Origin of the sequence: Micromonospora tarensis (genome assembly GCF_016803395.1) — a bacterium.
GTDB classification, from domain to species: domain Bacteria; phylum Actinomycetota; class Actinomycetes; order Mycobacteriales; family Micromonosporaceae; genus Micromonospora; species Micromonospora tarensis.
Genome location: NZ_JAEVHL010000055.1, coordinates 11,889 through 30,497, shown reverse-complemented (window position 1 = coordinate 30,497; position 18,609 = coordinate 11,889). Strand labels below are relative to the sequence as shown.

Below are 18,609 nucleotides of genomic sequence, written 5' to 3'. Positions count from 1 at the left end.
CTACGCCACCAGCTAAAACCCACACCACGACCAGCTAAAACACCCACCACACACCGAAGGGCCGGACCCCACCACCGGGGCCCGGCCCTTCGCCATGTCAGTCGGTGGCTAGTACGGCAAGAATCTGCTCGCCGTACTTGGCGAGCTTGTTCTCGCCGACCCCGTTGACGCGGGACAGTTCGGCCAGCGTGCCGGGTGTGTCGTTGGCGATCTGTCGCAGCGTGGCGTCGTGGAAGATGACGTACGCCGGGACGCCCTGTTCCTTGGCGGTGGCCGCCCGCCAGGCGCGCAGCCGCTCGAAGACGGGCGCGGCGGCCGGGCTCAACTCTGCCACGACTGTGGACGAGCCACGCGGCTTCGACCCGCGGCTCGACGCCGGCTTCTCCGGCTCGCGGCGCATCGTGACCGTACGGCGGCGACCGAGGACATCCGCGCTCGCCTCGGTCAGCGCGAGGGTGCCGTAGTCACCCTCCACGGCGAGTAGCCCTTCGGCGAGCAGTTGGCGTACCACGCCGCGCCACTCCGCCTCGCTCAGCTCGGAGCCGATGCCGAAGACGGTCAGCGAGTCGTGACCGTACTGGCTGATTTTGTCGGTCTGCTTGCCGAGCAGGATGTCGACGCAGTGCCCGGCGCCAAAGCGCTGGTTGCGTTCGCGGTCGAGGCGGAAGACGGTGGACAGCAGCTTCTGGGCGGCGACAGTGCCGTCCCAGGACTCCGGTGGGGTGAGGCAGGTGTCGCAGTTGCCGCAGGCGGCGGTGGTCGTTTCGCCGAAGTATTCGAGCAGCTGGACCCGTCGGCAGCGCACCGTCTCGCAGAGGGCGAGCATCGCGTCCAGGTGCGCGGCGAGGTTGCGGCGGTGGGCGAGGTCGCCCTCGGAGGTGTCGATCATCTTGCGTTGCTGGACCACGTCCTGCAGGCCGTACGCCAGCCAGGCGGTGGACGGCAGCCCGTCCCGCCCGGCGCGGCCGGTTTCCTGGTAGTAGCCCTCGACCGACTTGGGCAGGTCGAGGTGGGCCACGAACCGCACGTCGGGCTTGTCGATGCCCATGCCGAAGGCGATGGTGGCCACCATGACCAGGCCGTCCTCGCGCAGGAAGCGCTGCTGGTTGGCCGCGCGGGTGCCCGCGTCCAGCCCGGCGTGGTAGGGCAGCGCGGCGATCCCGTTGGCGGTGAGGAACTCCGCCGTCTTGTCCACCGAGGCCCGGGACAGGCAGTAGACGATGCCGGCGTCGCCGGGGTGCTCGTCGCGCAGCAGGGCCAGCAGTTGCTTGCGGGGTTCGCGCTTGGGCACGATCCGGTACTGGATGTTGGGCCGGTCGAAGCTGGCCACGAAGTGGCGGGCGTCGTCGAGTTTGAGTCGGCTGGCGATCTCGGTGCGGGTGGCGCTGGTGGCGGTGGCGGTCAGGGCGATGCGGGGCACCTCGGGCCACCGTTCGTGCAGCATCGAGAGCGCCAGGTAGTCGGGGCGGAAGTCGTGCCCCCACTGGGACACGCAGTGCGCCTCGTCGATCGCGAACAGGGAGATGCGCCCCCGGTCCAGCAGGGCGAGGGTGGACCGGACGCCGAGCCCTTCCGGGGCCAGGTAGAGCAGGTCCAGCTCACCGGCGACGAAGGCGGCCTCGACTCGGCGTCGGGCGTCCAGGCTCTGGGTGGAGTTGAGGAACCCGGCGCGTACGCCGACGGCGGTGAGCGCGTCGACCTGGTCCTGCATGAGCGCGATCAGCGGGGAAACGACGACCGCGACCCCGTCGCGGACCAGGGCCGGGATCTGGTAGCACAGGGACTTGCCGCCACCGGTGGGCATCAACACCAGCGCGTCGCCGCCGGCGACCACGTGGTCGATCACGTCCCGCTGGAAACCGCGGAAGGCGTCGTAGCCGAACACCCGGCGCAGCACCGCCAGCGCGTCCTCGGTACGCAGGTCGGTCGGAGAAGCCATCCGGGGAGTGTACGAGCCAACCCCGACAGCGCCCGCCCGGCGCACCCACCACTCGGTGCGCCGGGCGACGCGGTCAGCCGGGCTGGCTGGACCGGTTGGCCAGACCGCGCGGCGGGGCCTTCATCCCGACCACGATGTCGACGATCTCGATGTAGCGGGCCTTGTTGCCCATCCGGAAGGCGGTGGCCGCCGCGTTGATCTCCTCGAGGGTGTCGCCCTCCACGATCGTGACCTGGTCGTACCTGCCGTTCACCCCGGTCGTCACGACGTGGGTGAGCTGCTTGGCGAAGCGGCCCAGGTCGCGGGCGTGCTCGGCGGAGATCTCGTGGATGCCCTCCCGGCCGAGGGCGAAGTACTCGGGGCTGATTCGCATGAACAGGAAGCCGACGTATTTGTTCTTGTCCGCCAGGTCGTGCATCGCGCCCTCCCAGATATCGATCGTGACCTGCGGTGATCACAGAAAGCGTATAGATGATTACTGATCGTCATCAAGCGCGCTGACTGTCGGGAGGGTGACCCTCGACCGGTCCGTGGCCGCAGCTTGGCCACGGGTGCCCGGCCTCGGGCTGGTGGCGGGATAGAGTCGCTGATTGACCAATCGCGGCCACAGGCGGCCGCGGCGCCACGGCTTGGGGGTACGGGTGAGCGAGGCGCGCACAGTCGGTGACCGGATGGACGACCGGGTTGCCGGGGACGAGCAGCTGGCGACCGAGTCGGAGACCACTCTCGTGGTGGTCACCGGCGTCTCCGGGGGCGGCCGAAGCACTGTCGCCCGGGCGTTGGAGAACGTCGGCTACTACGTCGTCGACAACCTGCCGCAGGCACTGATGCTGGACATGGCCGAGCTGGCGTTCAAGGCGGGTGGCGCGGCTCGGCGCACCGCGATGGTGCTGGACGTCCGGTCGCGGGCCTTCTTCACGGACCTGGCCGGGGCGATCCGGGAGCTGAGGGACCGCGGGTTCTCGCCCCGGGTGGTCTTCGTCGACGCCGACGACGAGGTGCTGATCCGGCGGTTCGAGAGCGTCCGCCGTTCGCACCCGTTGCAGGGCGACGGGCGGCTGGCCGACGGCATCGCCGTGGAGCGCGGGCTGCTGGAGGAGGCGCGCGACCAGGCCGACGTGATCATCGACACCAGCCACCTGAACGTCAACCAGCTCCGCCGGCGCATCGAGGAGCTGTTCGGCGGCGAGGACGCCCGCCGGCTGCGGGTGACAGTGCTGTCGTTCGGCTTCAAGTACGGCCTGCCGCCGGATGCCGACTTCGTGCTGGACGCCCGGTTCCTGCCCAATCCGTACTGGGTGCCGGAGCTGCGGGAGCACACCGGGCGGGAGGAGGCGGTCAGCGCGTACGTGCTGGGCCAGGAGGGCGCGGACGCCTTCGTCGCCTCGTACGCCGACCTGGTCAACGCCACCACGACCGGCTTCGAGCGGGAGGGCAAGCGCTACCTCACCGTCGCGGTCGGCTGCACCGGCGGCAAGCACCGCAGTGTGGCCATCGCCGAGGAGCTGGCCAGCCGGCTGCGCCACTCCGGGCTGGCGGCCAACGCCCAGCACCGCGACCTGGGGCGGGAATGACGTCCCGGCGGGTGGTGGCGTTCGGTGGCGGGCATGGTCTGTCCGCCTCGTTGCGCGCGCTGCGGCACTGCGCTCCCGAACTCGACCTCGACATCACCGCGGTGGTCACCGTGGGGGACGACGGCGGGTCCAGTGGCCGGCTCCGCGCCGAGCGGGGTGGCCTGCCCCCGGGTGATCTACGGCAGGCGCTGGTGGCGTTGGCGGGGGACCACCCGGCGACCCGGCGCAGCGCCGGGCTGTTCCAGCACCGCTTCGTCGCCGCGCCGGTGGACGTACCCCGAGCCGGGGCGACCGACCCGGTCACGGCGGCGGGCGACGACCCGGACCGGCCCGGCGCGGCCCGGCGCGGCACCGACGGGGCGTCGACGGGCACCGACGGAGTATGGGCCGGCACCGACGGGGCGTCGGCCGGCACCGACGGGCTGACCGGGCACGCGGTGGGCAACCTGGTGCTCTGTGGCCTGATGGAGCTGCTCGGCGACCCGGTGGCGGCCCTGGAGCACGCCGGGGCGATGCTCGGCGCGGTGGGTCGGGTGTTGCCGATGTCCCGCCAGCCGGTAGGCATCGAGGCCCGGGTTCGGGGTGTCGACCCGGCCGCCCCGGACGAGGTGCGGACGGTGAGTGGCCAGCACCAGGTGGCGGTCACCACCGGTCGGGTCGAGTCGCTGCGCCTCACCCCGAGCGCCCCGCCGGCCTGCGCCGAGGCCATCGAGGCGATCAGGGCGGCGGACTGGTTGATCTTCGGGCCGGGCAGCTGGTACACCAGCGTGCTTCCGCACCTGCTGGTGCCGCAGTTGGCCGACGCGATCGTGTCCAGCTCGGCCGGCGGCTGGTCACGCTGAACCTGGCCGCGGAGAAGGAGACGCTCGGGCTCTCCGTCGCCGACCATCTCGCGGCGCTGCACTGGTACCTGCCCGAGCTCAAGGTGGATCTTGTGCTCGCCGATGCCAAGGCGGTGGGTGACCCCGAACCGGTCGAACGTGCGGCAGAATCGCTGGGTGCCCGCCTGGTCCTCGCCCCCGTCGCCGTTGTCGACGGGACTCCCCGCCATGATCCGGCTGCCCTGGGTGCCGCGCTGGTGCCTGTCCTGGGCTCCGATCGTTAGACACGTACGTAATCTCCGGCGACACGCCGGAACCGGTCCGTGAGGGGACGCACAATGGCGATGACGGCCGCGGTCAAGGACGAGCTGAGTCGGGTCGACGTGCCCAAGCCCTGCTGTCGGCGTGCGGAGATGGCCGCGCTGCTGCGCTTCGCGGGCGGGCTGCACATCGTCTCCGGCCGCGTGGTGGTGGAGGCGGAGCTGGACACCGGGGCGGTGGCCCGACGACTGCGTCGGGAGATCGCCGAGGTCTACGGGTACCCGAGCGAGATCCACGTGTTGGCCTCCGGCGGGTTGCGCAAGGGCAGCCACTTCATCGTGCGGGTGGTCAAGGACGGCGAGGCCCTCGCCCGGCAGACCGGCCTGCTCGACGTGCGGGGTCGCCCGGTGCGCGGGCTGCCCCCGCACGTGGTGGCGGCGAACGTCTGCTGCGCGGTCTCCGCGTGGCGGGGCGCGTTCATGGCGCACGGCTCGCTCACCGAGCCGGCCGCTCCAGCGCGCTGGAGATCACCTGCCCGGGGCCGGAGTCGGCGCTGGCGCTGGTCGGCGCGGCCCGCCGGATCGGCATCACCGCGAAGAACCGCGAGGTACGCGGGGTGGACCGGGTGGTCGTCAAGGACGGCGACGCGATCGCCGCGCTGCTGACCCGGATCGGCGCGCACTCCAGCGTGCTGGCCTGGGAGGAGCGCCGGGTACGCCGTGAGGTGCGCGCCACCGCCAACCGGCTGGCCAACTTCGACGACGCCAACCTGCGCCGCTCGGCGCGCGCGGCGGTCGCCGCAGCCGCCCGGGTCACCCGCGCCCTGGAGATCCTCGCCGACGAGGCACCCAACCACCTGACCGACGCCGGGCGGCTGCGCCTGGAGCACCGGCAGGCGTCGCTGGAGGAGCTGGGCGCGCTGGCCGACCCCCCGCTGACCAAGGACGCCATCGCCGGGCGGATCCGCCGGCTGCTGGCGCTTGCCGACAAGCGGGCCCGGGACCTCGGCATCCCGGATACCGAAGCAGCCGTCACGCCCGACATGCTCGTGGTCTGATAGGACGGTGAGGCCGCACGGCGCGTCCGGGAGCACGACCCGGCGCAGCGTGGTCTCGCACGCTCGGATAGGGTCGCTGCGTACGGCAAGGGGGCCGACACAGGCACTCCTCGTCGTGCCCACCGCCTCGGGCGGTCAGGTCCTCAGACCGCGGCGGGGTGGCCGAGATGAACCGTCAACGGCCGGCTCCAACGGTCGGCGCACACCACTCCGCCGGCCCGTTGTCTGAAGCCGGCAGACCAGAACGCGAGGAGATGGGACCTGTGACCATCCGGGTTGGCATCAACGGCTTTGGCCGAATCGGCCGTAACTTCTTCCGGGCAGTGCTGGCGTCCGACGCCGACATCGAGGTCGTGGCGGTGAACGACCTGACCGACAACGGCACGCTCGCCCACCTGCTCAAGTACGACAGCATCCTGGGTCGCCTGCCGTACGAGGTCAAGGCCACCGCCGACGAGATCACCGTCGGTGGCAAGACCATCAAGGCGTACGCCGAGAAGGACCCGTCGAAGCTGCCGTGGGGTGAGGTCGGCGCCGACGTCGTCATCGAGTCGACCGGCTTCTTCACCGACGCCACCAAGGCGAAGGCGCACGTCGACGGCGGGGCCAAGAAGGTCATCATCTCCGCCCCGGCGAAGAACGAGGACGTCACCGTCGTCATGGGTGTCAACCACGACACCTACGACCCGGCGAAGCACACCATCATCTCCAACGCCTCGTGCACCACCAACTGCCTGGCCCCGATGGCGAAGGTCCTGCAGGACACGTTCGGCATCACCAAGGGTCTGATGACCACCATCCACGCGTACACCCAGGACCAGAACCTCCAGGACGCGCCGCACAAGGACCTGCGTCGGGCCCGGGCCGCCGCGCTGAACATCGTGCCGACCTCCACCGGTGCCGCCAAGGCGATCGGTCTGGTCCTGCCGGAGCTGAAGGGCAAGCTCGACGGGTACGCGCTGCGGGTGCCGATCCCGACCGGTTCGGCCACCGACCTCACCGTCGAGGTCGGCCGGGAGACCACCGTCGACGAGGTCAACGCCGCGCTGAAGGCCGCTGCGGACGGCCCGCTCAAGGGCATCCTGGTCTACAACGAGGACCCGATCGTCTCCGCCGACATCGTGACCGACCCGGCGTCGTGCATCTTCGACGCGCCGCTGACCAAGGTCATCGGCAACCAGGTCAAGGTCGTCGGCTGGTACGACAACGAGTGGGGCTACTCCAACCGCCTGGTCGACCTGGTCAAGCTGATCGGTTCGTCGCTGTGAGCATCCGGACCCTCGACGACCTGCTCGCCGAGGGGGTGTCGGGTCGGCGCGTGCTGGTGCGCGCCGACCTGAACGTCCCGCTCGACAAGCAGACCAGCACCATCGACGATCATAACTCCACCTCCGCGCCGCAAGGCGGCACTCCGGACGGAGTGAGGATCGCTGACGACGGGCGCATCCGTGCGGTGCTGCCGACCCTCGGCGCGCTGGTCGAGGCCGGCGCGAAGGTGGTCGTCTGCTCGCACCTGGGCCGCCCGAAGGGCGCTCCGGACCCGCAGTTCAGCCTGAGCCCGGTCGCCGGGCGGCTCGGTGAGCTGCTCGGCGCGCCGGTGCACTTCGCCACCGACACCGTCGGTGACTCCGCCCGCTCGACCGTCGCGGACCTGGCCGACGGCCAGGTCGCCCTGCTGGAGAACCTGCGTTTCAACGCCGGGGAGACCAGCAAGGACGAGGCCGAGCGGGGTGCCTTCGCCGACCAGCTCGCGTCGTTCGGCGACGCGTACGTGGACGACGCGTTCGGTGCGGTGCACCGCAAGCACGCCAGCGTCTTCGACGTGCCGGCCCGGCTGCCGCGCGTCGCCGGCCGACTGGTGCTGCGTGAGGTCGAGGTGCTCTCGAAGCTCACCGGTGACCCCGAGCGGCCGTACGTGGTGGTGCTCGGTGGGTCGAAGGTGTCCGACAAGCTCGCCGTGATCGAGGCGCTGCTGCCCACTGTCGACCGGCTGCTCATCGGCGGCGGGATGTGCTTCACCTTCCTCAAGGCCCAGGGCCTGGAGGTGGGCACCTCGCTGCTGGAGAAGGACATGGTCGAGACCTGCCGCAACCTGCTGGAGCGGTCCGGCGGCAAGATCATGCTCCCGGTCGACGTGGTGGTGGCGGACGCGTTCGCCCCGGACGCCGCGCACGACACGGTCCGCGTGGACGGCATTCCGAGCCACCGGCTCGGCCTGGACGTCGGCCCGGAGACGGTGGCCGGTTTCAGCGCCGCGCTGTCCCAGGCGAAGACGATCTTCTGGAACGGCCCGATGGGCGTGTTCGAGATGCCGGCGTTCGCGGCGGGCACCCGGGGGATCGCCGAGGCGATCACCAAGGCCGACGCGTTCAGCGTCGTCGGTGGCGGTGACAGCGCAGCCGCGGTCCGTGCCCTGGGGCTGGACGAATCGTCCTTCGGGCACATCTCCACGGGTGGCGGCGCCTCTCTGGAATACCTCGAGGGCAAGACCCTCCCCGGCATCGCGGCCCTGGAGAACTGAACATGGCGAGCACCACCCGTCGGCCGCTGATGGCCGGCAACTGGAAGATGAACCTCAACCACCTCGAGGCCAACCTGCTGGTGCAGAAGCTGGCGGCGAGCCTCACCGAGAAGCAGCTCACCGAGGTCGAGACGGTCGTGCTGCCGCCCTTCACCGACCTGCGTACCGTGCAGACCGCGGTGGACGGCGACAAGCTGCTGATCGGCTACGGCGGGCAGGACCTCTCCCCGCACGCGTCCGGCGCGTACACCGGGGACATCTCCGGCCCGCTGCTGGCCAAGCTCGGCTGCACGTACGTGGTGGTCGGGCACTCCGAGCGGCGGGCCTACCACCACGAGGACGACGTGGTGGTCAACGCCAAGGTGAAGGCGGCGCTGACGCACGGCCTGACCCCGATCCTCTGCGTGGGGGAGGGGCTGGACGTCCGCGAGCAGGGCACCCACGTGGCGCACTGCGCCGACCAGCTCGACGGGGGCCTCGCCGGGCTCACCCCCGAGCAGGTGCGGCAGGTCGTGATCGCGTACGAGCCGGTCTGGGCGATCGGCACGGGCAAGACCGCGACGCCGGAGGACGCCCAGGAGGTCTGCGGGGCGGTCCGGAAGCGGCTGGCTGAGCGCTTCGACCAGGAGACCGCCGACCAGGTCCGGGTCCTCTACGGCGGCTCGGTCAAGGCGTCCAACGTCGCCTCGATCATGGCTCAGCCGGACGTGGACGGGGGCCTGGTGGGGGGCGCCAGCCTGGACGCCGAGGAATTCGCGCAGATCTGCCGGTTCCCGGAGCACCTCGTGCGCTGATCGCTCGGTATCCTTGACACCGCCCGTCCGCCGGTCGGTGCCACCGATGCCCGATCAGACCGGGCGAGGATCGTTACGAGAGGAACTGACCCCAGCCATGCCGATCTGGTTCGCATACACGTTGATCGTGTTGCTGGTCATCACGAGCATTCTGCTCACCATGCTGATCCTGCTGCACCGCGGCAAGGGCGGCGGTCTGTCGAGCATGTTCGGTGGTGGCGTCAGCTCCAGCCTCGCCGGCTCCTCGGTCGCGGAGAAAAACCTGGACCGCTACACCGTTCTGGTGAGCGTGGTCTGGTTCGCCGCCATCGTCGGGCTCGGGCTCTGGCTACGCCTCCAGATGAACAGCGGCGCCTGAGCAGGCTCGTCAAGTCGTACAATCTGCGCGCGGTCCGTCACTGACGGGCCGCGCGCAGGCTTTTCTCCGCTGCACCGCGTCGCCCGCCGCTCCACCCCCGAAGTCGGCGGGTCCCTCCGACGACAGGAGCGAGCAGCCGTGCCGAGTGGCAACGTCATCCGGGGCGCCCGGGTCGGGTCCGCGCCCACGCGCCCGGACGAGCGGCATCAACCCGCCCCCCGCCAGAACGTCACCTACTGGTGCCGCAACCACCACCAGGTCGACATCCGGATCGCCGCGGACGCCGAACCGCCTACCGTGTGGGACTGCCCCCGCTGCGGCCTACCGGCCGGGCAGGATGCGCAGAACCCGCCGGGCCGGGTCCGCGCCGAGCCCTACAAGAGCCATCTGGCGTACGTGAAGGAGCGACGCACCGCCGAGGAGGGCGAGGCCCTGCTGAACGAGGCGCTGGCCGCGCTGCGTCGTCGCCGGGGCGAGTAACAGCCGCGCTCAGCGGAGGCTACGCAGCCGGGCTGGTACGTCGGTTGCCGCCGCCCGGTCCAGCAGCCAGCGGGTGCGGCTCACACCGTGCACCCCGGCGGCGGGCAGCTGCACCGGCCCGGCGCCGGCCAACGCCATCCCCACCGAGCGCGCCTTGTCGGCGCCGGCTGCGACCAACCAGACCTCCTCGGCGGTGTTGATCGCCGGCAGGGTGAGGGTGGTCCGCGTCGGCGGCGGTTTCGGGCTGCCCCGCACCGCGCTGACCGGCCGGGTCTCGTAGTGCACCGGGTGCTCCGGGAAGACCGAGGCGACGTGCCCGTCTTCGCCGACGCCCAACATCAGCACGTCGAAGTGCGGCAGCGTGGCGTGCCCGGGGCGGGCGGCGCGCAGCAGCTCCTCCGCGTACGCTGCCGCCGCCATCTCCGGGTCGTCGCCGGCCGGGCCGTCCGAGGCCGGCATCGCGTGCACCCTGGCCGGGTCCAGCGGCACCACGTCCAGCAGGGCGGCACGGGCCTGGGTCTCGTTGCGGTCCGGATCACCGGCCGGCAGGAACCGCTCGTCGCCCCACCACACGTCGACCCGGGACCAGTCCACCGCGTCCCGGGCCGGCAGCGCCGCGACCGCCCGGTAGACGGCCGCGGCGACCCGACCGCCGGTGAGCACCACCGAGGCCTCGCCCCGGTCGGCCTGGGCGTCGAGCAGCTTCACCAGCAACCGGGCCGCCACGGCCTGTGCCAGCAGCTCGGCGTCGGCGTGCACGGCGACACTCGCCTCACTCATGGGTTGCGCCTTCGTTTCCCGACCGCGGGGCGGTCGCTGTCGCGTCGTGCCCGGGCCGGTGTGCCCGAGGTGGTGGGGGCGGATGGTGCGGAGGCGCCGGGGTGGGGCCTGCCGGGGTACCTCGACCGGGCTCAGGCCTCGCCGCTGGTGCCGGTGTGCGCGGTGACGCCGGCCTCGGCGCGGCGTGCGGTGGCTGGATCCTTCCAGACGTGAACCCGCTGCGGGGGGCGCTGCTCAAGCCCGCGCAGCCCGACCGTCGCGCCCAGCGCCTCCGCGTACACCTGGTCGGCGTCCAGCCGGCGCAGCTCCTCGGCCAGCTCGTCGCCGAGTGGGCGGCGGACCAGCGGCAGGGCTCTGTCGTCCTGGCCGGTCCGCCGGAACACGGCCAGGCTGTCCTCCCGGGTCAGCGTCAGCTGGTCACCGTTGGCGCAGCTCAGCTGCACCTCCCGCATCCGGGGGGCGTCGGTGGTGTCCACCCGGCGCGGGGTGATGCCGAGCCGGCTGGCCAGCCAACCGATCATCAGCGTCGCCGTCGGGTCGGTGGGCGGCGCGACCACTGTAGCCTCGGTGACCCGGGCGCTGGTGGTGTCGAACGCACCGGCGACCAGGGTCCGCCACGGGGTGATCCGGGTCCAGGCGAGATCGGTGTCGCCGGGGGCGTAGTCCCGGGCCCGCTGCCGCAGCGCCTCCACCGGGTCGGCGGCCTGCGCGGAGTCGGTGATCCTCCGGTCGGCGACCACCCCGAGGAAGTCAGTGGCGATCTCCGCCGGCGGCTCGCCGTGCCACCAGGTGACCACCGGCACGTCGGGGACGAGCAGCGGCAGCACTACCGACTCGGCGTGCAGGGCCAGCCGGCCGTACATCCGGGTGACCACCGCCTCGCACGGGCCGAGCCGGCCACCGACCACGATCTCGGCGTCCAGGCGGTTGCGGTCCCGCTCGATCTCGGAGCGCACCACCACCAGCAGCCGGCACGGGTGGGCGGCGGCGGCGATCGTCGCCGCCGCCTCCGCCTCACGAACCCGCTTCTCGTCCACGACCACGATGAGGGTGAGCGCCATCCCGCTGGCCACCCCGCCGGCGCTGCGCCGCTCGGCGGCGAGCGCCTTGACCACCTCGTTGCCGGTGGTGTCCCACAGCCCGATCATGCTCTTCTCCAAGCGCGGCCCTCGCGGGCCAGCATCTCGTCGGAGGCCCGTGGCCCCCACTCGCCGGCCCGGTACGGCTCCGGGGTGGTGCCCGCCCAGGCGTGCTCCAGCGGGTCGATCACCTGCCAGCTCTGCTCGACCTCGGCCGCGTCCGGGAACAGGGTGCGGTCGCCGATCAGCACGTCCAGCACCAGCCGCTCGTACGCCTCCGGGCTGGACTCGGTGAACGCCTCGCCGTACTGGAAGTCCATCGCGATGTCGCGGACCTCCATCGTGGTGCCGGGCACCTTCGAGCCGAACTTGAGCACCACGCCCTCGTCCGGCTGCACCCGGATGACCAGTTGGTTGTTGCCCAGCGACTCCATGTCGGCGTCGTTGAACGGCAGGTGCGGCGCCTTCTTGAAGATGATGGCGACCTCGGTGACCCGCCGGGGCAGTCGCTTGCCGGCCCGGATGTAGAACGGCACCTCCGCCCAGCGGCGGTTCTGGATGCCCAGCCGCACCGCCACGTACGTCTCGGTGGTGGAGTCGGTGGGAACGTCCCGCTCCTCCAGGTAACCGACGGCGCGTTCGCCGCCCACCCAGCCCGGCAGGTACTGGCCGCGGACGGTGTCCCGCGCGACGTCCTTGGGCAGGGTGATGGCCTTGAGCACCTTCAGCTTCTCGGCCCGGATCTCGTCGGCGTCGAAGCTGGTCGGCTCCTCCATCGCCACCAGGGCGAGGAGTTGGAGCAGGTGGTTCTGCAGGACGTCGCGGGCGGTGCCGACGGTGTCGTAGAAGCCGGCCCGGGTGCCGATGCCGACGTCCTCGGCCATGGTGATCTGCACCGAGTCGACGTACTTCGAGTTCCACAGCGGCTCGAACAGGTTGTTGGCGAACCGCAGCGCGAGGATGTTCTGGACGGTCTCCTTGCCCAAATAGTGGTCGATCCGGAAGACGTCCTGCCGGGTGAACACGTCGTCGACGAGGTCGTTGAGCGCCTTCGCCGAGGGCAGGTCGTTACCGAACGGCTTCTCCACCACGACCCGGCGCCAACCGCCCGACTTGTCGTTGTCCGCCATGCCGGTGCGGGCCAACTGCTTGAGCACGACCGGGAACGCGGCCGGCGGGATGGAGAAGTAGAAGGCCGCGTTGCCGGTGATGCCGTGGCTCTGCCGCAGGTCGTCCAGCGTCGCGGCGAGCGTGTCGAACGCCGCGTCGTCGTCGAACGACCCACCGACGAACTTGATGTTGCCGGCCAGCCGTGCCCACACCTCGTCCCGCCACGGGGTGCGGCGTGCTTGCGGGCCGCCTCGCAGGCCAACGTCTCGAAGTCGCCGTCGCCCCAGTCGCGGCGCGCGAAACCGAGCACCACGAAGCCGGGCGGCAGCAGCCCCCGGTTGGCCAGGTCGTAGACGGCGGGGAGCAGCTTCTTGCGGGCCAGGTCGCCGGTCACCCCGAAGATCACCAGAGCACAGGGCTCCGGGATCCGGGGCAACCGGCGGTCCTGTGGGTCGCGCAGCGGGTTCATGCCGCCTCCTCGCTCCGCTTCACTCACGTGGTCCATCCTCACGCCCGCAGTTGACCGGCCGCGTCGAGCAGTTGGGCGACGCCGGCGGCCCGGTCGGTGAGGTGCAGGCGCAGCACCGGCCGCTGCCGACCGGCGAGGGCCTCACGGTCCCCGGCGGCCTGCGCCGCCTGCAACTCACCGAAGGTGTACGGCTTGCCCGGCACCGCCAGGTCCTCGGCGACCGCGCCGGTCACCTGGAGGTAGCTGCCCACCTGCGGGCCGCCCTTGTGGTACTGGCCGGTCGAGTGCAGGAACCGCGGGCCCCAGCCGAAGGTGACCGGCCGGCCACCGGCCTGGGCCAGCAGCGTCCGCAGCCGGGCCGTGTCGGCGTCGGCGAACCGGTCGAGGTACGCCATCACGGCGAGGTAGCCGTCGTCGCCCAGCCCGTCGAGCAGCCAGCGCAGCACGCCGGCCAGGTCCCCCGGAGCGCCCTGCGGGGCGTACACCTCGATTGCGCCCTCGGTGAACGACGGCGTCTCCGCCGGCAGGCCCGAGGCCAGGATCTTGTTGGTGTTCTCCTTGGACTCGGTGACGTTCGGCTGGTTGAACGGGTCGATGCCGAGCACCACCCCGGCCACCGCTGTGGCGTACTCCCAGGCCAGGAACTGCGCGCCCAGCGGGCCGTTGACGGCCACGTCCGGGTTGGCGCCGCCGCCCGGCAGGTCACCGGCGGCCAGCGCTCCGCCGTAGCTGACCGTCAGCACGTCCGGGCCGGTGGCGCCGGGGCTCTGCGGGGACTCCACCACCACCGGGAGGATGCCCACCCCAGCCTTGCCGGTCGACTCGGCGATCAACTGCTCGGCCCAGTCGCCGAGGCCGTCGATGCCGGTGCCGTCGGAGACCAGGGCGACCTTGTCCCGGGCCAGCGTCGCCGCCGCGCCCAGGGCGGCGCCCAGCGCCAGCGCCGGATTGTCCCGGTCCGCGCCGAGCGACGCGGCCAGCGCGTCGGCCTGGTCGAGCAACTCCGCGACCTCGACCCCGGCCAGCGCCGAGGGCACCAGGCCGAACGCGGTCAGCGCCGAATACCGGCCGCCGACGTTCGGGTCGGCGAGCACTGTGAACGCGCCCATCTCGGCCGCGGTGGCCTCCAGCGGCGAACCCGGGTCGGTGACGATGACGAAGTGCCGGCCGGCCTCCGCCTCGGTCATCCCGGCGTCCAGGAACGCCTGCCAGTAGGCGCGTCGGTGGCTGTCGGTCTCGACAGTCGAGCCGGACTTGCTGGCCACCACCACGACGGTGCGCTCCAACCGGTCACCGAGCGCCGCCCGGACCTGGCCCGGGTCGGTGGTGTCCAGCACGGTCAGCGGGCGACCCAGCGTCCGGGTGATCACCTCGGGGGCCAGCGACGAGCCGCCCATTCCGGCGAGCACCACGTGATCCAGGTCGGCCAGCTCGGCGCTCAGCTCGGCCAGCTGCGTCAGCAGCTCCCGACTGCGCTGGTGGGTGTCCACCCAGCCCAGCCGGATCTTCGCCTCGGCCTCGGCGTCCGGACCCCACAGGCTGGCGTCCTTGCCGGCGAGCTTGCCCGGGACGCCGGCCTTGACCAGCGCGTCCCGGGTCGAGGCGGGCGCGGCCTTGTCGACCGCGTCCGCGCCGTACACGGCCAGCCCGGCGGCTGCCTCCACCGGCCCCGCGAGCAGGTCACTCATGCCGTCACTCCGCTTCGCTGCGTGCCGTCCTGAGGCACCTTCACGCTGAGCCTGCTGATTCGCTCGCTGCGCTCACTCATGCCGTCACTCCGCTTCGCTGCGTGCCGTCGCCCAGCCTGCTGATTCGCTCGCTCATGCCCCACCGGCCTTCTGGGCGGCCTTCGCGTTGCCCTTGGCCGCCTTGTTCGGCGCGCCGGTGCCCTTCGCCGCCGCCTCCAGCGACTTGCGGACACCGTCGAGCAGCTCCTGCCAGCTGGCCTCGAACTTCTCCACGCCCTCGCGCTCCAGGGTGGCGATCACGTCGGCCATGTCGATCCCGACCGACTCCAGATCCGCGAAGACCTGCCGAGCCGCGTCGTACGAGCCGGTGACGGTGTCGCCGCGGGTCTCGCCGTGGTCGGCGTACGCGTGGATGACCGCCTCCGGCATGGTGTTGACCGTGCCGTCGGCGATCAGCTCCTCGACGTAGATGACGTCGCGGTAGTCCGGGTTCTTCGTCGACGTGGACGCCCACAGCGGCCGCTGTGGGTGCGCGCCGGCGGCGGCGAGCGCCTTCCAGCGGTCGGAGGCGAAAACCTCGGTGTAGCGCTCGTACGCCAACTGGGCGTTGGCGACGGCGGCCTTGCCCTTCAGCGACTTGGCCTGCTCCGAGCCGACCTTCTCCAGCCGCTTGTCGACCTCGGAGTCGACGCGGGACACGAAGAACGACGCGACCGAGCCGATCTTCGACAGGTCGTGGCCGTTCGCCTTGGCCTGCTCCAGGCCGGCCAGGAACGCCTCCATGACCGCCGAGTAGCGGTCCAGGCCGAAGATCAGCGTCACGTTGACGCTGATCCCCTCGGCGAGGGTGTCGGTGATCGCCGACAGGCCCTCCTCGGTGGCCGGGATCTTGATGAAGAGGTTCGGCCGGTCGACCAGCCACCACAGCGCCTTGGCCTCGGCGACCGTCTTGTCCGCGTCGTGTGCGCTGCGCGGGTCCACCTCGATCGAGACCCGGCCGTCCACGCCCTCGCTGCCGTCGTACGACGGGCGCATCACGTCGCAGGCCCACCGTACGTCGTACGTGGTGAGCATCCGTACGGCCTCTTCCACGTCCACGTCACGGGTGGCGAGGTCACGCAACTGCCAGTTGTACTCGTCGGCGTCGCTCAACGCCTTGGCGAAGATCGTCGGGTTGGTGGTGACGCCGGCGACGTGCTTCTCACGGCGGAGCTGGTCCAGTCCGCCGGAGCTCAAACGTACCCGGGAAAGATCATCGAGCCACACCGCCACACCAGCGGCGGTGAGCTCATTCAGCTTGTCCGTCATGCCGTCCACGCTCCCTCAGTTGCCGGTCGTGAAACCGGTGATGTCGCCCACCCGGGCCAGCGAGGCGTGTGCCGCCGCCACGATCCGGTCGGGGGTGAACCCGAACTGCTCGAAGAGCACGGTGTGCGGGGCGCTCGCTCCGTAGTGCTCCAGGCTGACGCTCTCGCCGAGGTCACCGACGACGCCGCGCCAGGACATCGCGATGCCCGCCTCCACGCTCACCCGTGCCTTTACCCCGCGCGGGAGCACCGACTCCCGGTATGCCTCATCCTGCTCGTAGAACCACTCCTGGCAGGGCATCGAGACCACCCGGGTCGGGGTGCCGTCGGCCTCCAGCCGGTCCCGCGCGGTCAGGCAGAGCTGCACCTCGGAACCGGTGCCGATGATGATCACCTGGGGCTTGCCGTTGGACGCCTCGGCCAGCACGTAGCCGCCCTTGGCCACCCCCTCCGCGCCGCCGAGGACGTCGCGGTCCAGGGTCGGCAGCGGCTGCCGGCTCAGCGCCAACGCGGTGGGCCGGTCGGTGTGCTCCAGCGCCTGCCGCCAGGCCCAGGCCGTCTCGTTGGCGTCCGCCGGGCGGACCACGTCCAGACCCGGGATGGCCCGCAGCGCGGTCAGCTGCTCCACCGGCTGGTGGGTCGGGCCGTCCTCGCCGAGACCGATCGAGTCGTGCGTCCAGACGTAGGTCACCGGCAGCTTCATCAGCGCGGCCAGCCGCACCGACGGGCGCATGTAGTCACTGAACACCAGGAAGGTGCCACCGTACGGGCGGGTGCCGCCGTGCAGGGCGATGCCGTTGAGGATCGCGCCCATGGCGTGCTCACGGATGCCGAAGTGCAGCGTGCGGCCGTACTCGTGGCCGGGGAAGTCCTTGGTGGCGTGCGCGGCCGGGATGAACGACGGCTCGCCCTTCATCGTGGTGTTGTTGCTCTCCGCCAGGTCGGCCGAGCCACCCCACAGCTCCGGCAGCACCGGCGCGAGAGCCTCCAGCACCTTGCCGGAGGCGGCCCGGGTGGCCACCCCCTTGGCGTCGGCGGGGAAGACCGGCAGCGCCTCGGCCCAGCCGTCGGGGAGCACCCGGCCGGCGATCCGCGCGTAGAGCGCGGCGCGCTCCGGGTTGGCCGTCTTCCAGGCGTCGAAGGCGGTGGTCCACTCCTGCTGGGCGGCCGAGCCGCGGCCCATCACCGTGCGCGCGTGGCCGAGCACGTTCTCGTCAACCTGGAAGGTCTGCTCCGGGTCGAAGTCGAGGATCCGCTTGGTGGCCTTCACCTCGTCGGCGCCGAGCGCCGAGCCGTGGATCTTGCCGGTGTTCTGCTTGTTCGGCGCGGGCCAGCCGATGATGGTGCGCAGCGCGATGAAGGAGGGACGGCCGGTCTCCGCCCGGGCGGCCAGCAGCGCGGCGTACAGCGCCTCGGCGTCCTCGTGGTAGTCGCCCTGGTCGGCGTCGCCGCTGCGCCAGTCCACCGTCTGCACGTGCCAGCCGTACGCCTCGTAGCGGGCGGCCACGTCCTCGCTCTTGGCGATCCGGGTGTCGTCCTCGATGGAGATCTCGTTGTCGTCGTAGATCACCGTGAGGTTGCCCAGCTGCTGGTGCCCGGCGAGGGCGCTGGCCTCGTGGCTGATGCCCTCCTCGATGTCGCCGTCGGAGACGATGCACCAGATGTCGTGGTCGAAGACCGACGCTCCCGGCTCGGCCTCCGGGTCGAACAGGCCGCGCTCGCGGCGGGCCGCCATGGCCATGCCGACCGCGTTGCCGAGGCCCTGCCCGAGCGGGCCGGTGGTGGTCTCCACGCCCGGCGTGTGCCCGTGCTCCGGGTGCCCCGGCGTCTGCGAGCCCCACTGCCGCAACGACTTCAGGTCGGCCAGGCTCAGCGGATAACCGGAGAGGAAGAGCTGGATGTAGAGCGTCAGGCTGGAGTGCCCGGCGGAGAGGACGAAGCGGTCCCGACCGGGCCAGTTCGGGTCGGCCGGGTTGTGCCGCATGACGCGGTTGAAGAGGAGGTACGCCGCGGGCGCGAGGCTCATCGCGGTGCCCGGATGGCCGTTGCCGGATTTCTCCACGGCGTCCATGGCCAGCACGCGGACGGTGTCGACGGCCCGGCGATCGAGGTCGGACCAGTTCAATGCGGAGTGCTCGGGTCGTTTGGCAGCCACGATGGTTGTGCTCCTCGGCAGATGGGCGGAACCCTCACCGATGACCTTATCGAGCGCGCCTAAACGTGCGCCCGGGGATCTCAGCATGGTGTGCGCTACGTGACGATCCGCTGCTCGGTTCAACCCGGTGGTGTGACGGCCCGCACCGTTGTCGGGTCGGCCGGGCAGCCAAAACGACAACGCGTAGTGTGTGGGTCGGTATGCGGACCCGAGCGG

Annotated in this window: 15 protein-coding genes and 2 pseudogenes; 9 read left to right on the top strand and 8 right to left on the bottom strand. The window is 71.5% G+C overall.

Annotation, left to right across the window (positions count from 1 at the left end; all coding sequences use genetic code 11):
• Positions 1-97: 97 nt before the first annotated feature.
• Together recQ and JM949_RS13850 are read right to left on the bottom strand one after the other, a co-directional pair.
• Positions 98-1,939, bottom strand: coding sequence for a DNA helicase RecQ (gene recQ, locus JM949_RS13855; RefSeq protein ID WP_203148901.1), 1,842 nt, complete (start codon positions 1,937-1,939; stop codon positions 98-100).
• Positions 1,940-2,012: 73 nt separating this feature from the next.
• Complete coding sequence (locus tag JM949_RS13850; protein WP_203148900.1) at positions 2,013-2,357, bottom strand: hypothetical protein; 345 nt, start codon at positions 2,355-2,357, stop codon at positions 2,013-2,015.
• Between the two features lie 253 nt (positions 2,358-2,610).
• Here JM949_RS13850 and rapZ point away from each other — a divergent pair, with 253 nt between their 5' ends.
• The 9 genes and pseudogenes from rapZ to JM949_RS13810 all read left to right on the top strand — a co-directional run bounded on the left by rapZ (position 2,611) and on the right by JM949_RS13810 (position 9,805).
• Positions 2,611-3,513 (top strand): RNase adapter RapZ, encoded by a 903-nt coding sequence (gene rapZ / locus JM949_RS13845; protein ID WP_203148905.1) that lies wholly within the window; start codon positions 2,611-2,613, stop codon positions 3,511-3,513.
• Positions 3,510-4,355: a gluconeogenesis factor YvcK family protein gene (locus JM949_RS13840; protein WP_238433124.1), complete on the top strand. Its 846-nt coding sequence runs from the start codon at positions 3,510-3,512 to the stop codon at positions 4,353-4,355. Before rapZ ends, JM949_RS13840 begins: the two co-directional genes overlap by 4 nt.
• Positions 4,356-4,438: 83 nt before the next feature.
• Complete coding sequence (locus tag JM949_RS39710; protein ID WP_238433123.1) at positions 4,439-4,618, top strand: hypothetical protein; 180 nt, start codon at positions 4,439-4,441, stop codon at positions 4,616-4,618.
• Between the two features lie 54 nt (positions 4,619-4,672).
• Positions 4,673-5,652 (top strand): annotated as a pseudogene (whiA, locus tag JM949_RS13835) (DNA-binding protein WhiA).
• A gap of 263 nt (positions 5,653-5,915) precedes the next feature.
• Positions 5,916-6,920, top strand: coding sequence for a type I glyceraldehyde-3-phosphate dehydrogenase (gap, locus tag JM949_RS13830; protein WP_203148899.1), 1,005 nt, complete (start codon positions 5,916-5,918; stop codon positions 6,918-6,920).
• Positions 6,917-8,173, top strand: a complete 1,257-nt coding sequence (locus tag JM949_RS13825) for a phosphoglycerate kinase (RefSeq protein ID WP_203148898.1) — start codon at positions 6,917-6,919, stop codon at positions 8,171-8,173. The genes gap and JM949_RS13825 overlap by 4 nt, the downstream gene beginning before the upstream one ends.
• A 2-nt stretch (positions 8,174-8,175) precedes the next feature.
• Positions 8,176-8,967 carry a triose-phosphate isomerase gene (gene tpiA, locus JM949_RS13820; protein WP_203148897.1) on the top strand — a complete coding sequence of 264 codons (792 nt, stop codon included), beginning with the start codon at positions 8,176-8,178 and terminating at the stop codon, positions 8,965-8,967.
• 97 nt (positions 8,968-9,064) lie between these two features.
• Positions 9,065-9,325: a preprotein translocase subunit SecG gene (gene secG, locus JM949_RS13815; protein WP_124816438.1), complete on the top strand. Its 261-nt coding sequence runs from the start codon at positions 9,065-9,067 to the stop codon at positions 9,323-9,325.
• A 138-nt stretch (positions 9,326-9,463) separates the two neighbouring features.
• Complete coding sequence (locus JM949_RS13810; RefSeq protein WP_203148896.1) at positions 9,464-9,805, top strand: RNA polymerase-binding protein RbpA; 342 nt, start codon at positions 9,464-9,466, stop codon at positions 9,803-9,805.
• A gap of 9 nt (positions 9,806-9,814) precedes the next feature.
• Here the strand turns inward: JM949_RS13810 and pgl are convergent, their stop codons facing one another.
• The 6 genes and pseudogenes from pgl to tkt form a co-directional block, all read right to left on the bottom strand.
• On the bottom strand, positions 9,815-10,585 hold the full coding sequence (pgl, locus tag JM949_RS13805; RefSeq protein ID WP_203148895.1) for a 6-phosphogluconolactonase: 771 nt from the start codon (positions 10,583-10,585) through the stop codon (positions 9,815-9,817).
• Between the two features lie 131 nt (positions 10,586-10,716).
• Positions 10,717-11,733 (bottom strand): glucose-6-phosphate dehydrogenase assembly protein OpcA, encoded by a 1,017-nt coding sequence (locus JM949_RS13800; RefSeq protein ID WP_203148894.1) that lies wholly within the window; start codon positions 11,731-11,733, stop codon positions 10,717-10,719.
• Positions 11,730-13,243 (bottom strand): annotated as a pseudogene (gene zwf / locus JM949_RS13795) (glucose-6-phosphate dehydrogenase). The gene JM949_RS13800 and the pseudogene zwf overlap by 4 nt, the downstream one beginning before the upstream one ends.
• A gap of 38 nt (positions 13,244-13,281) precedes the next feature.
• Positions 13,282-14,931 (bottom strand): glucose-6-phosphate isomerase, encoded by a 1,650-nt coding sequence (locus tag JM949_RS13790; RefSeq protein WP_203148893.1) that lies wholly within the window; start codon positions 14,929-14,931, stop codon positions 13,282-13,284.
• 132 nt (positions 14,932-15,063) lie between these two features.
• The gene (gene tal, locus JM949_RS13785; RefSeq protein ID WP_203148892.1) at positions 15,064-16,239 is read right to left on the bottom strand and encodes a transaldolase; all 1,176 of its coding nucleotides are present in this window, start codon (positions 16,237-16,239) and stop codon (positions 15,064-15,066) included.
• 15 nt (positions 16,240-16,254) lie between these two features.
• Complete coding sequence (gene tkt, locus JM949_RS13780) at positions 16,255-18,393, bottom strand: transketolase (protein ID WP_203148891.1); 2,139 nt, start codon at positions 18,391-18,393, stop codon at positions 16,255-16,257.
• Positions 18,394-18,609 lie beyond the last annotated feature (216 nt).

Bases quoted from the DNA above. Each gene is read 5' to 3' on its own strand.
- recQ (WP_203148901.1), bottom strand. From the start codon at position 1,939: ATGGCTTCTCCGACCGACCTGCGTACCGAGGACGCGCTGGCGGTGCTG.
- JM949_RS13850 (WP_203148900.1), bottom strand. From the start codon at position 2,357: ATGCACGACCTGGCGGACAAGAACAAATACGTCGGCTTCCTGTTCATG.
- rapZ (WP_203148905.1), top strand. From the start codon at position 2,611: ATGGACGACCGGGTTGCCGGGGACGAGCAGCTGGCGACCGAGTCGGAG.
- JM949_RS13840 (WP_238433124.1), top strand. From the start codon at position 3,510: ATGACGTCCCGGCGGGTGGTGGCGTTCGGTGGCGGGCATGGTCTGTCC.
- tpiA (WP_203148897.1), top strand. From the start codon at position 8,176: ATGGCGAGCACCACCCGTCGGCCGCTGATGGCCGGCAACTGGAAGATG.
- secG (WP_124816438.1), top strand. From the start codon at position 9,065: ATGCCGATCTGGTTCGCATACACGTTGATCGTGTTGCTGGTCATCACG.
- pgl (WP_203148895.1), bottom strand. From the start codon at position 10,585: ATGAGTGAGGCGAGTGTCGCCGTGCACGCCGACGCCGAGCTGCTGGCA.
- JM949_RS13800 (WP_203148894.1), bottom strand. From the start codon at position 11,733: ATGATCGGGCTGTGGGACACCACCGGCAACGAGGTGGTCAAGGCGCTC.
- JM949_RS13790 (WP_203148893.1), bottom strand. From the start codon at position 14,931: ATGAGTGACCTGCTCGCGGGGCCGGTGGAGGCAGCCGCCGGGCTGGCC.
- tal (WP_203148892.1), bottom strand. From the start codon at position 16,239: ATGACGGACAAGCTGAATGAGCTCACCGCCGCTGGTGTGGCGGTGTGG.